Genomic DNA, 12,278 nt, shown 5'->3' with positions numbered 1-12,278 from the left:
TGGGTTTTTTGGCCCCCCTTTTTTTGCTTTTTGCCGGTTTTAAAAATTGGGGGGGGTCCTCCCACCCGCCCCCCCTCCCGTTTTTAATTTTTTTTTGGGGGGGGGGGGGGGGGGGCCCCCCCCCCCCCCGTCCGGTCGAGCATTCCGAAGGAGCTCCGAGAGCGGCGGGCCTTATTCCTCGATGCCCTTGGTGCCGCGCCGCTTGAGGTAGGCGTCCCAATAGAAATCGTCGGCATTTTCCGCGGTGACGATGGAAAAGCCGTTGTCGACGAAGGGCACGCTCATGCCGTTGAAGCCCGACCGCCGGGCGTCGTTCATCGGATCGATCAGTTCAGGATGCTTGGCCAGCCACAGCAGCATGAACCCCATATAGCCCTGCATGCCCTGGTTCGGGTTGACTGAGCCAAAGATTTCGCCGGCCTTGATCATGTCGAGGATCTTGGCGTTGACGTCGGCCAGCATGACGCGGATCTTGCCGCCGCCTTCCTTGGCGGCCTGAGCTGCGCCGATTGCCGAGTTGGCTTCCGGCATGAACACCGCGCCCAGATCGGGATGCGCCTGAGCAAGGCTGAGCACGGCCTGATAGGCCTTCGTCGCATCCTGGTTCGACGCAGCGCGGCCGACGAGCTTCATATCCGGCCATTTGGCTTCCATGCGGGCGATGAATGCGGCAATGCGCTTGTCGTGATTGTCCTGTCCGGGGTTTTCGAGGACCGCGTATTCGCCCTTGCCGTCCATCGCCTTGGCGACTGCATCGGCAGCATAGGTGCCTTCGGCGACGTTGTCGGAGGTGATGTAGGATACGCGTTTGGAGTTGGGCGAGTCTGCGGCGAATGTGACTACTGCCGTTCCCTGCTCAATGGCCCGATTGATTGGCTCGATGAAGGGATCGGAGTTCATCGGATGGACCAGGATGCCAGCCGGCTTCTGAGCCAGCGCCTGGTCGAACGTCGCTATCTGCTTGTTCACGTCGTATTCGGGGGTCCCGGTATATTCGGTCTCGCAACCGAACTGTTTTCCAGCCTGCTTGAACATCTCGTAGACCGGGAACCAATATTCGACACCGGAAACCATGACGTTCATGACGTATTTTTCACCCGGCTCGCACTTGAACGGGTTAGCGGCCTGGGCAGCGGCGTGGCTTGCCCCCAACACTGTGGTGGCGGCTGCCGAAATGGCGAGCATACTCAAAAATTTGCGCAAGAGTCCTCCCTCGGCCGAAGCCTGGTCAATTGGGCGGTCGGACACTTGCGTGCCGCCGCTTGTGGTTGATGAGGCCGAACCTCCTCCCGAGGCCCAGCGGTTGATCATTCGCAGCAGTTGGCTCGAGTGTCAATAAAATTCACATACGGAAATATATTTCACGACTGCTCGGTGCACCCGCCCGGCCGAGACGACAAGCGCCGCCATCGCAGCGGCTGTCCTCGTTCACGAGGACCGGCGCCGAAGCCGTTAGGGTCGCCAGTGTTGGTGAGTGAACAGCCAGGCAAGCTCAGGTCAGCGGTTTCAACTGACCTGGCGATGCTTTCCTGAATGACCTACGACCGATGTAGGTCAAGGCAGGCAGGGATTGAATGTCAGGGACGGGCCTGCTTCCCCTCTCAGGGGACTTCAGATCGTCCAGCCTTAGACATGCACGGCAATCGAATTGCGCTCCACCAAGCGGGCCGCCAGGACACGGTGCTCGAAAGGTAAGGTGGCCTCCGCCAGCCTCTTCAAGAGAAGCTCCGCCGCCGCTGCTCCGATCAAATGGGCGGGTTGCGCGATGGCTGTGATACCTTGGGCCACGAACTGCATCCAGTCGAGATCGTCGAAGCAAAGCAGCGAAACGTCTCCTGGAATCGCAAGCTTCAGTGCAGAAGTCGCCTCCAGAACGCCTGTCGACATCACACCATCGGCGGTGAATAGAGCGGACGGCGCATTGCGCATCGTCAGCAGATCGAGCGCCTCTTTGCGGGCCGCCTCGCTGGAATAGACCGTCACGCGGCGGATCAACTGCAGATCCGGCTCGATTCCTGCGGCACGATGGGCTTCCAGATAACCCAACAGCCGTTGCCAGCTTGGATGGTGGTAGCGAACCTCGGCGCTGGAGAGGTCAGCGTTCGCCACGAACGAGCCGACATCATCGCGCTGGCCCGGACCTAGTTCGGCCAGGATGCCGATGCGGCTGTGTCCGGCCTCAATCATTGCAGCGATGCTGCTGCGCGTTACAGACACGTTGTCGACCACCACGGTATCGGTTTCCAGGCCCGCCACGATGCGGTCGAACTGCACCACGGGACAGCGGGCCGCGACTGCCTCACGAAGATGATCCGGCTGATCCGCGAAGGTCGACGAGACGATCAAACCGTCGACCTGTTTTTCCAGCAGCAGTTGCACTGCCTCTCGCTCGAGTTCGGCATTTTCGTCACTATTCGTAACGATAACCCCGAAGCCGCCACGGCGCGCGACATCCCCTATTCCACGCAAGACGCTCGCGTAGAATGGGCTTTCGATGTCGCCGACCACAACTCCGATAGTCTGCGTCTTACCGGTGATCAGACCTTTTGCCAGGCGATTGGGGCGATAGCCCAGCGCAGTTGCGGCGGCGCGCACCTTCTCCTGAACTTCGGGGCTGCTGTAGCCATAGTCGCCAAGCACACGCCCCGCAGTGGCGGAACTGACCCCGGCCCGGCGAGCAACCTCTATGATGGTTGCGTTTTTCGACGATCTTTGAACCACTCAGCAAGCCCCGCCGCCCATTCGTGCGTCGTAACGACGAGCTAGTGGCAGTTAGGCCCGCCCCGCAAGCCCGAAAACAGCAGCACTCGCCGTTGCACACACTATTGCAATCAGAGCACCTCAGACAGAAAGCGCCGAAGACGTGGGCTTTGCGGATTGTCGAAAAGGTCCGCTGGTCGCCCTGCCTCGACAATCCGTCCCTCGTCCATGAATACGACCTGGTTTGCAACCTTGCGAGCGAAGTTCATCTCGTGCGTAACGACGACCATCGTCATCCCGCCCCGTCCGAGGTCGGCCATCAAGTTCAGGACACCCTTCACCAATTCCGGATCGAGGGCGCTGGTGACTTCGTCGAACAGCATGATTTCTGGTTCGAGGGCCAAGGCTCGCGCGATGGCCACCCGCTGCTGCTGTCCGCCCGAAAGATTTGCCGGCCGATGGTCTTTGCGCTCCAAGAGTCCGACTTCATGCAGCCTTGCTGAGGCCGCGCGCTCAGCCGCCTCGCGTGACATGCCTCTTACCTTGCGCAGCGCCAGGGTGATGTTGGCGAGCGCACTGCGGTCGGGGAACAAGTTGAATTGCTGGAAAACCATGCCGACACGCCGCCGGAGTTGGTCAGGGGTCTGGCTGTAGATGCTTTCGCCATCGAGCAGGATGTCTCCGGCTCGACATTCGACGAGGCGGTTGAGGCAACGCAGCAAGGTCGACTTGCCTGAGCCGGAGGGCCCGATCAGGCAGGTGACCGTCCCGGGCTCCACTTTCAGACTGACGTCATGGAGCACCTGGATGGCGCCGTAGGCCATGTCGATATTCTTGACCTCGATGCTGCCACCCTTGAAGCGTGCGGGCGCCTTGGCTGCGCCCGGCAAACCGGCGTCAGCCAGCTCGGCGACTTCCTTGAGGCCGCTCTGCACGCCGCTGATACGCTTGCCGACGCGCATGCGCGCGTCGATGTAGTTGACGAGGTGGGTTAGCGGCACCGTGATCACGAGATAGAACACGCCGGCCAGCAAGAGTGGTGACAAATTGCCGGTCAGCACGGCCTGGTCTTGGCCGACACGGAACAGTTCGCGTTCGGAGGCGAGCAGGCCAAGGAAATAGACCAGGCTGGAGTCTTTGACGTTGCCGATGAACTGGTTGACCAGTGCCGGCAGGACGCGGCGGATGCCTTGCGGGATCACCACCAGGCGCATGCCTTGGCCATACGTCATTCCGAGAGTGCGGGTGGCGTCGATCTGACCACGCTCGACGCTCTGAATGCCGGCCCGGAAAATTTCTCCGATGTAGGCGCCGGCAATGAGGCTGAGTGCCAGAATGCCCAGCGGATAAGGAGATGGACCGAACAGATCGCGGCCCAACCGCGCGAAGCCCTGGCCAATGATCAGAATAGTCACAATGGCGGGAAGCCCACGAAAGATATCGGTGTAGACCCGTGCGAGGAGTTTCAGCGGCCGGTTTTCGGAAATCCCCATCACGGCGAGGACGATACCGATCAGCGTCCCGAAAAACGTCGAGGCGACGGCAAGGATCAGGGTGTTCTTGAGGCCGACCATCACCATGTTTGGCAGAACGTCTGCCATCGCCTGGAAATCAAGGAAGCTGCGGGAGAAGGTATCGAACCAGCTCATATCAGGTCCATCTATAACTCGGCCGGGCACCGTTGCTCACGGGCCCGGCCGGAAACACAGCAAAGTCGCTCGAACTCACTTCTTGGGCAGATATTGATCCGGCATCGGGGTGCCCGCGAACCATTTTTCGTGCAGCCGCTTCCAGGTGCCATCATCCATGGCCTCGCGCAGCGCCTTGTTCAGTGCCTCGCGGAAGTTATCGTTGCCTTTCTTGACGACGAACCCGGCTGGCGCATCGAAGGACGGTACGTTCATTGTTATCTTCAGGTTCTTGTAGCGTTCTACATACTGCTTGGCCGACTCATAGTCGGTGAAATGGCCATCGATCGTCCCGTTGTTCAGCGCCGCCACTGCGGTGTTGTTATCGGGGAACTTGACGATGTCGCCCTTCAGATTCTTCTCGGCATAGATTTCCTGCAGCGTCCCCTGGATGACGCCGATGCGCTTTCCGGCGGTGCTCTCATTGTTCGTCAGAGCAGGATCGGCCGAAATGATCGACAGATAGCCGGCGATATATCCGTCGCTAAAATCCACGGTCTTCTTGCGCTCCGCGGTCGTGCCAATGGCAGCGACAGCGACGTCGAAGCGGCCGTTGGCGACGGATGGCAGCAGCGCCGAGAATTCCTGGCCGGTGAAAACAACCTGCTCCTCCTTGAACCCAAGCCGGCGCGCCACGTCGCGGAAGAGTTCAGCATCGAAGCCGGTGAAGTTTCCATTGGCGTCGGTGAAGACGTAGGGCTTCGCATCGCCCATCGTTCCGACGCTGATCGCCATCGGGTCGATGAGATTGTAGGAGTTGTCGCTCGCCTTTGCCTGCGTGGACCAGGCCAATGTGCCAAATCCTGTCACCAACGCGACGGTCAGCGCCAGACCGCATTTCACCACGTGGCGCCTGCTCGAATTTGTTTGCATGTCTTCTCCTCTTAATCGGCCGAACCCGGCCTTGCGGTTCCACTCGACGTCTGATCCATCAAAAATGCTCTTAGGCGGCGTTTCGTTGAGCGGATGAGAACGTTATCACTTCCCCTAGCATTATCCGTTCCTTGCGTCAATTGTTTCGGAGAATTTCGCAGCTAGACAGCTTTCCCGGGTGGAGCGTGCCGGGCCTCGCGGAGGATCTCGGGCGTCATGTTCCCGATATCTATTGCTGACGCATGGCCGATCGCGCCGTAGTACTGGCAGGTTGCAGCCGCCGCCTCTGCGGCATGGCGGAGAATGTCCTGAGGCGCCTCTTCGTTAAGCAGGCCGAGTAGCGTTCGGGCGATGAAGGTGTCGCCCGCGCCCAAGGTGTCGACGGGTTCGACCAGCCGCGCCGGAGTGTGGTAGGAGACAGAGTCTCTGTGAAGCACCGCGCCGGCTCGACCGCGAGTCACCAAAACCCACTTTGAACCACATGCAAGCAGCTCGGATACGATTGCGGCCAATTCCTTGTCGTCGAGACCATCCCCTGAGACGGAAGCCAGATAGCAGTAAGGTCCAATCTTTCGCCGATGCTCCGGTTCCCGACGCGTAGAAAAATCGTAAGATAATAGAGAGTTACCCGACACTAAGGCAGCCCACGGGTCTAACCCGCTGGACTGGCCGATGTGGATGGCCTGAAAGCCTGAGAGAAAATCCAGATCTTCATGCGTCGGCGTGAACATCGAAACACCGAGGTCGAAATCCAGGAAAATCCGATCGGCGTTATGGTGACCTATGAGGCAGTAAGCGGTCGGCCCTTCGAGGCGCCGCAATCGGGTGATGTCAACGCGCTCCGACGCCAGTGCCGTGCAGATCAGGTCCCCGGCCCGGTCTTTTCCGATCGCTCCAACATAGGCCGACTGCCCGCCGAAGCGGCTCAGGTGGACTGCGACATTGAGGCAGTTTCCGCCAGGATACATCTCGCCGCGATCAAGGTAGCAATCGACCACGTTATCGCCCATCGCGGCAATCTTGACCATTGCAGGACTTTCAGCTTATAGGATGTGATAACGTTCGCACAATGACTGCTGCCTGTCAATTGCGCGCCGACCCCAACTCTGTCAGCGAGACGAGGATGCTCATGATTTCCGCCCTGCCTGCCGACGTAGAACGCGCTCTGAACGCCACCGCGGGCAGGCAGTTTTCGCACCTCTTTCTCGTGGCGTGCGGCGGCTCGCTGTCGATCATGATGGCAGGCAAATACTTCCTCGACCGCCACAATGGGACATTCGCCTGTGACAGCTACAACGCGGATGAATTCGTCTGCCGAGATCCGCGGCGGTTGGGACCTGACACGCTCGTTGTCCTTTGCTCGCAGACAGGAACCACCAAGGAGACAGTGCGGGCGGCCACTCATGCCAGGACGCGAGGCGCAACGACAATCGGCATGACGCTCGACCAGACATCGCCCCTCGCGCGGGCGGTCGACCACCCGATTGCCTACCAGGCTTCGTACACGAAGGGCAAAGCAATCGATGCAGCCTCCAGCAATTACGGCGTGCTCTACATGCTGCTCGCCGGTTTGATCGATGCTCGGGAAGATGGCGGGCTAACCGGTGACCTGCTGATCTCCCTGGGCCATCTTCAACCGGCCATCGAGCGCGCGCACCGGGCCTACGCAGACCGGTTCGAGGCGTTTGCCCCTCGCTTCGCACCTCGAGAGGCAATCTACACACTAGCCAGCGGTGCCAGCTACGGTGCGGCCTATTCCTACGCCATCTGCGTGCTCATGGAAATGCAGTGGTACGACTCGCAGGCAATACACGCGAACGAGTTCTTTCATGGCCCATTCGAAGTCGTGGATAAGGATGCTTGCTTCATTGTCTTGCTGGGTTTGGATGAGACGCGGAGCCTTTCCGAACGCGCCCGCGATTTCCTTATCGAGTACGGCAGCCGGGAAAACATCCTGGTGCTCGATGGAGCCGAACTCGACCTCAGCGGTATGTCCGAACACATCAAACCCTATCTCGTGCCTTTGGTCTTCTTCGACACTCTATGGCGTTTTGCCTACAAGCTGGCCGGTTTGCGCGATCGGCCAATGCTCGAGGGCCGACGCTACATGAAGAAGCTGTCGGACTACTAGTCCCGCCGCGCGTGTGGCGATCTCACACTCAGCCCATCTTCCGCGTAGAAGGATTTCTCTATGACTGCATCCCCTAAGCCGCGCCATGTCGTCGTTGTCGGCGCAGGCATCTTTGGCACATCGACCGCGCTGCACCTCGCCCGCTTTGGCCTTGATGTGACCATTGTCAACGACGGCGCGCCGTCCAATGGTGCATCCGGCCGTTCACTTTCCTGGCTGAACTCAGCGCGACGCGCGGACACTGCCTATCACCGCTTGAGGCTTGCAGGCATCGATCGTTATCGGACCCTGGCCGCTACAAGGCCGGAAGCCGCATCGTGGCTTCGCTTTGACGGCGGCCTCACCTGGGATGCAGATGACGAGGCGAACCAGATCGCGTCGATGTGGCAGTTGGAGCAGGATATTGGTTATGACTCGCTTCTGCTCGACCCTGCCGAAGTTGGCGCGGTGACGCCCGGCATCGATGCCAACGCGATCGCCCCGCAGGGCGCCATCTTCAATCCTGGCGAAGGATGGGTTGACCTGCCGTCTTTGATCGATCTGCTGCTCAATGAATTCCGCTCCCGCGCCGGCAAGCTTATTCAGGACGCAGGACGCGTGCGGATAGTTGCCACAGGCGGTCGCGCACGTGGCGTCGTCACTGCTGGCGGTACGCCGGTCGAGGCGGATGCAGTCGTCCTTGCCGTAGGGCCAGCGACGCCTTGCATGCTTGCGGAGTTCGGAGTCCATGTCCCCGACGCCACCCCGATTTCACTTCTCTTGAAGACCAAACCGATCAAGACCGACCTCCGTGCCGTGCTGAATACGCCGCGTGTTGCGGTGCGCCCGACGCCGGATGGCGCACTTGTTTTGGATTCGGCATGGTCGGAGGAAGAAGTCGTGGTCAACTCAGACGGCACTTACACCGTGCACGACAAAACCGTAAAGGGACTGCTCGACGAAGCTACCGCCGTGCTCGACGGCAATCCGCGGCTCCAACTCGCAACCTACGCCGTTGGCCCGAAGCCTATCCCCGGCGATGGCGAGCCGGTGCTTGGCTCCGTCGAGACCGTCGCCGACCTTCACGTCGCTTTTAGCCACAGCGGCGCCACGCTTGGACTGATCGTCGGCGAATTGCTGGCCAAAGAAATCGCCTCCGGCAATCCGCATCCCATGCTTGCAACCTTCCGCGCCAACCGTTTCGGCTAAAAGGGCAATCGCGGTCGAGATCGAACTGTCCAGATGAGCCGCGGTGGCATTGCCCAGATGACCGCCTTCGGAGGTTGATCCGCGCAGCTGACTAGGATAACATGACAATCTTAGTTTAGTTTTAGCCGCGGCCGCAGCAAGGCTGGCCCTTCACGCGCGGCGCCATCAAAACCTTTGAAACTTAGCACAGAGCGCCTGCCCGGCGTCTGTGCGACATGGCGTCCGCAACGAATGATCGACAAGAATCAGATTGCAGCAGAACAGGCAATTTTTCGAGCCTTCGCAAACAGCTATTTGCGTGAGCTGAATTCCGGGATTCCGGTGTTCCACCGCATCGGAGAACGGAACTTCGATTGCGTGGAGATTTCCCTGCCGTCGCGGCATGCCGTGCTGCGCATCGAAATGAAATCCCGATCGCTTTGCGGAATGCACCTGTTTGGACAGATCTGGATTCGCCAGGATGCAGGTCCGAACTGGCACGAGATAGAACCGATCCTGGCCGTGCATCTGCTTGTGCTGGGAGCCAGAGAAGCCGGATCGGCCACGCACCGACAAGCCGATGTGGAGCTCCTCGAACGGATTCTTCAGAGCTGTCAGGCGACGAAGCGTTACCTCGACGCCGCCGATCGGGCGCCGCCATCGGTCGGCTTCATAGCCGCGGAGCAATCCCTGTATTTCGGACATCCGCTGCATCCGACGCCCAAGAGCCTGCAAGGCATGTCGAACTGGCAGCAGGAGGTCTATGCCCCCGAATTGCGCGGCGGTTTCCAGCTGGCCTATTTCGCCGCCGCTGCCCACCTTGTCCGCGAGGATTCCGCCGGCACCGCGGTGACCGCGATCGTCAGTTCACTGCTGGGGAATGACGCCGGCAACGTAGCCGCAGGTAACGGCGAGATGCTCTTGCCCATGCACCCGCTTCAGGCGCAAGCATTGATGCTCGACCCGGCGGTGCGCGCGCTCATGGACTGCGGGCAGATCCGGTATCTCGGTCCGGCAGGGCCGGTGTTCACGGCGACTTCTTCGGTGCGCACGGTTTACAGCGATGATGCCGCCTGGATGCCGAAATTCTCGCTGCCCGTCCGCATCACCAACTCCAGGCGCGTCAACAGGCGGCACGAGTTGGAGGCAGGCGTTGCGGTGGCGCGCCTGTTCGAACGCGCCGGGATCGACATGTTCGAGCCGCGCCTCGGCTTTCTCCATGACAGCGCATATGTGACGCTGGAGTTTTCCGGACAGGCCGAGAGCGGTTTCGAAGTCATCTTCCGCGAAAACCCGTTCCGGGGCCGCGCCGACGATCCCGTGATCACCGTTTCGGCACTGACGGCCGAACCACGTCCCGGGCACAGCTCATTGTTCGAAACCATCGTCCGGCGCGTCGCGCAGGATCAGGATATCTCGGTGCGGCAGGCGTGCCGTCGCTGGTTCGAATGCTATCTCGACTGTGCGCTCGATCCGCTGGTCAAACTCTATGACCGGTTCGGCGTCGCGCTGGAAGCGCATCAGCAGAACAGCTTGCTTGACCTGTCGCAGCAGGGGCTGCCCAGCCGATATTTTTATCGCGACAGCCAGGGATTCTACCTCTCGAACAATTTCAGGGCCCGGTGGTATGGCCTAGTCCCCGACATTGTCCAGATCCGCAGTCTTTTCTTCGACGACCGCGAGATTCGCGAGCGGCTCTCCTACTATCTCATCGTCAACCAGATCTTCTCGGTCATCGCGCGCGCCGGGCATGACGGCCTGGCAAGCGAGGCCGAACTGCTCGCCATGCTGCGTGCGCGGCTCAAGAAGCTGGCGCAAGAGCTCACTGGCGCGGGCGGGGAATTCGCGACCAGCCTGCTGGACAAGCCGCACATCACCGCGAAGGCCAACCTGGCAATCCGACTCGGGGATGTCGATGAGCTGGCCGAGGGCGGCAGCGCCGTCTACACGCATTTTCCCAATCCACTCAGCCGTGTCGGGCTATTTGTCGCCGCGGAGCAGGCACATGCCATTGCCTCTTGATCTCCACGGCATCCCCGAGCTGCGTGTGATGCGCCAGCTCGCGGAAGCCCTGGTCTATGAGGGCCTGGTCGATTGCGCGGTGTCGCGAGACGGCGGGAAAGCCCGTTTCGAATGGCGCTGCAGCGGCGCCTCGATACGTTGCGAGGGATCGATCGGCGCCTTCGGCCGGGTCAGGGTTGTCGCCGAGACGATCGAGCGGGGCTGCGCCGACCAATGGCGCCCGGCGACGCTCGGCGATCTGCTTGCGAGCATAGACACCTGCCCCGAACGGCGCGCGCAACTCACGTCCGAACTGGATCGGACGCTCGATTTCAGCGCCTGGAACCAGCTCAATCTCCGGCCCAGACCGCGCCGCGATCTGCCATTTGCGCAACTCGACAGCGCGATCGATGAGGGTCATCCCTATCATCCGTGTTTCAAGGCGCGCACCGGCTTCGACTACGCCGACCACGCGGCATACGGCCCGGAAGCAGGCAACGCCTTCCAACTGGCCTGGCTGGCGGTCGCGCCCGAACGTCTGCACTCGGCGTTTCCCACGGACGAGCAGGCTTTCTGGATGCACGAACTCGGCACCGAAACCTACGCGCTGCTGGACGAGCGCCGTGCCCGGCTCGGCGACAATGCAAGGCGGTTCGGCCTGATGCCGCTGCATCCCTGGCAATGGAAAGCGTTACAGGGCTCGGAGCTGTCGCGCTGGCTGGCGGAGGGCTCCGCCGGTTTCCTCGGCCATGCCGGCGATCGCTATAGCGCCAGCCAATCCGTGCGGACACTGTTCAATCGCGATCACCCGCGACGCGCCAATCTCAAACTGCCGATGAATCTCGTCAACTCGTCGGCCAGGCGCATCATCGAGCCGCATTCGGTGTGCAGCGCGCCGTCGATCAGCCGCTGGCTCAAGGACATTGTCACCAGCGATCCGCTGTTCGAGGCGCGCTATCCGCTCACGATCCTCGGCGAATATGCCGGCACAATCGCAGATCGGGAAGGACCGCTGGCAGGGCAGATCGCCGCGATCTGGCGGGAGGACGTTACGAGCAGCCTCCAGTCCGGCGAGACCGCGGTGCCGCTCAACGCGCTGATGGCCTTGGAGAGTGACGGCCGGCCGTTCGTCGCGGGCTGGATCGATGAGTACGGGCTGGACGCCTGGCTCGACAGGCTTGTGGCTACGGTGGTGATGCCGGTGTTTCACCTGCTCGTCGGCCATGGCATCGCGACGGAAGCGCATGGCCAGAACCTGATCCTGATCCATCGCGATGGCTGGCCAGTGAGGCTGGCGATGCGCGACTTCCACGACAGCGTCGAATATGCGCCGGGCTTCCTGCGCGATCCCTCCATTGTTCCCGACTTCCTTGCCTTGAACCCCGCCTATCGTGACGCCGCGCCCAACCAGTACTACTGGATGGAGAGCGCCGATTTGCTCGGCGAGCTCTGTCTGGACGCGCTGTTCGTCTATAACCTCGCCGAGATCTCGCATCTGCTGCGGCATTGTTACGGTCTCGACGAAGACAGCTTCTGGTCAGGCGTCGGCAGGCGGTTGCAGGACCATTGCCGGCAGTTCGGACTGACACACCGGCAGGCCGCGCTTGGCCTTTTCCAGCCACGCATCCGCACGGAATCGCTGCTGCGACGCAAGCTCGCGCCACCGGGCACCGAATGCGCTCACGAAATCCCAAACAGCCTTGCAGTCGCGTAAGGAG

10 protein-coding genes are annotated in these 12,278 nt (G+C 61.1%); 4 read left to right on the top strand and 6 right to left on the bottom strand.

The window, feature by feature from the left end; all coding sequences use genetic code 11:
- Window positions 1-171: 171 nt before the first annotated feature.
- From AC0L2R_RS13265 to AC0L2R_RS13245, 5 genes are all read right to left on the bottom strand, one after another.
- Window positions 172-1,203 carry a substrate-binding domain-containing protein gene (locus tag AC0L2R_RS13265; RefSeq protein WP_027156384.1) on the bottom strand — a complete coding sequence of 344 codons (1,032 nt, stop codon included), beginning with the start codon at window positions 1,201-1,203 and terminating at the stop codon, window positions 172-174.
- A 423-nt stretch (window positions 1,204-1,626) separates the two neighbouring features.
- Entirely contained in the window at window positions 1,627-2,721 is a 1,095-nt protein-coding gene (locus tag AC0L2R_RS13260) for a LacI family DNA-binding transcriptional regulator (protein WP_473509411.1), read from the bottom strand.
- Window positions 2,722-2,831: 110 nt separating this feature from the next.
- Window positions 2,832-4,349, bottom strand: coding sequence for an amino acid ABC transporter permease/ATP-binding protein (locus AC0L2R_RS13255; protein ID WP_473509409.1), 1,518 nt, complete (start codon window positions 4,347-4,349; stop codon window positions 2,832-2,834).
- A gap of 75 nt (window positions 4,350-4,424) precedes the next feature.
- Entirely contained in the window at window positions 4,425-5,261 is an 837-nt protein-coding gene (locus tag AC0L2R_RS13250; RefSeq protein WP_473509407.1) for an ABC transporter substrate-binding protein, read from the bottom strand.
- A 161-nt stretch (window positions 5,262-5,422) separates the two neighbouring features.
- Window positions 5,423-6,289 carry a PfkB family carbohydrate kinase gene (locus tag AC0L2R_RS13245; protein ID WP_473509406.1) on the bottom strand — a complete coding sequence of 289 codons (867 nt, stop codon included), beginning with the start codon at window positions 6,287-6,289 and terminating at the stop codon, window positions 5,423-5,425.
- Window positions 6,290-6,384: 95 nt separating this feature from the next.
- Between AC0L2R_RS13245 and AC0L2R_RS13240 the strand changes: the two genes are divergently transcribed.
- Together AC0L2R_RS13240 and AC0L2R_RS13235 are read left to right on the top strand one after the other, a co-directional pair.
- Window positions 6,385-7,392 carry an SIS domain-containing protein gene (locus AC0L2R_RS13240; RefSeq protein WP_473509404.1) on the top strand — a complete coding sequence of 336 codons (1,008 nt, stop codon included), beginning with the start codon at window positions 6,385-6,387 and terminating at the stop codon, window positions 7,390-7,392.
- 60 nt (window positions 7,393-7,452) lie between these two features.
- Window positions 7,453-8,580: an NAD(P)/FAD-dependent oxidoreductase gene (locus AC0L2R_RS13235; RefSeq protein ID WP_473509402.1), complete on the top strand. Its 1,128-nt coding sequence runs from the start codon at window positions 7,453-7,455 to the stop codon at window positions 8,578-8,580.
- Between the two features lie 165 nt (window positions 8,581-8,745).
- Here AC0L2R_RS13235 and AC0L2R_RS13230 read toward each other — a convergent pair whose 3' ends face one another.
- Window positions 8,746-9,264 carry a hypothetical protein gene (locus AC0L2R_RS13230; RefSeq protein WP_473509747.1) on the bottom strand — a complete coding sequence of 173 codons (519 nt, stop codon included), beginning with the start codon at window positions 9,262-9,264 and terminating at the stop codon, window positions 8,746-8,748.
- Here AC0L2R_RS13230 and AC0L2R_RS13225 point away from each other — a divergent pair.
- Both AC0L2R_RS13225 and AC0L2R_RS13220 read left to right on the top strand, forming a co-directional pair.
- On the top strand, window positions 9,160-10,581 hold the full coding sequence (locus tag AC0L2R_RS13225; protein ID WP_473509725.1) for an IucA/IucC family protein: 1,422 nt from the start codon (window positions 9,160-9,162) through the stop codon (window positions 10,579-10,581). The two genes, AC0L2R_RS13230 and AC0L2R_RS13225, sit on opposite strands and share 105 nt — an antisense overlap.
- Complete coding sequence (locus tag AC0L2R_RS13220; protein ID WP_473509401.1) at window positions 10,565-12,274, top strand: IucA/IucC family protein; 1,710 nt, start codon at window positions 10,565-10,567, stop codon at window positions 12,272-12,274. Before AC0L2R_RS13225 ends, AC0L2R_RS13220 begins: the two co-directional genes overlap by 17 nt.
- Window positions 12,275-12,278: the final 4 nt, after the last annotated feature.

The organism is Mesorhizobium sp. WSM4820 (assembly GCF_055811075.1).
The sequence above is the reverse complement of the archived record's forward strand: the minus strand, read 5'-3'. Positions and strand labels throughout refer to the sequence as shown.

Coding starts and splice junctions, on each gene's coding strand:
- AC0L2R_RS13255 (WP_473509409.1), bottom strand. CDS start 4,349: ATGAGCTGGTTCGATACCTTCTCCCGCAGCTTCCTTGATTTCCAGGCG.
- AC0L2R_RS13250 (WP_473509407.1), bottom strand. CDS start 5,261: ATGCAAACAAATTCGAGCAGGCGCCACGTGGTGAAATGCGGTCTGGCG.
- AC0L2R_RS13245 (WP_473509406.1), bottom strand. CDS start 6,289: ATGGTCAAGATTGCCGCGATGGGCGATAACGTGGTCGATTGCTACCTT.
- AC0L2R_RS13240 (WP_473509404.1), top strand. CDS start 6,385: ATGCTCATGATTTCCGCCCTGCCTGCCGACGTAGAACGCGCTCTGAAC.
- AC0L2R_RS13235 (WP_473509402.1), top strand. CDS start 7,453: ATGACTGCATCCCCTAAGCCGCGCCATGTCGTCGTTGTCGGCGCAGGC.
- AC0L2R_RS13230 (WP_473509747.1), bottom strand. CDS start 9,264: ATGTCCGAAATACAGGGATTGCTCCGCGGCTATGAAGCCGACCGATGG.
- AC0L2R_RS13220 (WP_473509401.1), top strand. CDS start 10,565: ATGCCATTGCCTCTTGATCTCCACGGCATCCCCGAGCTGCGTGTGATG.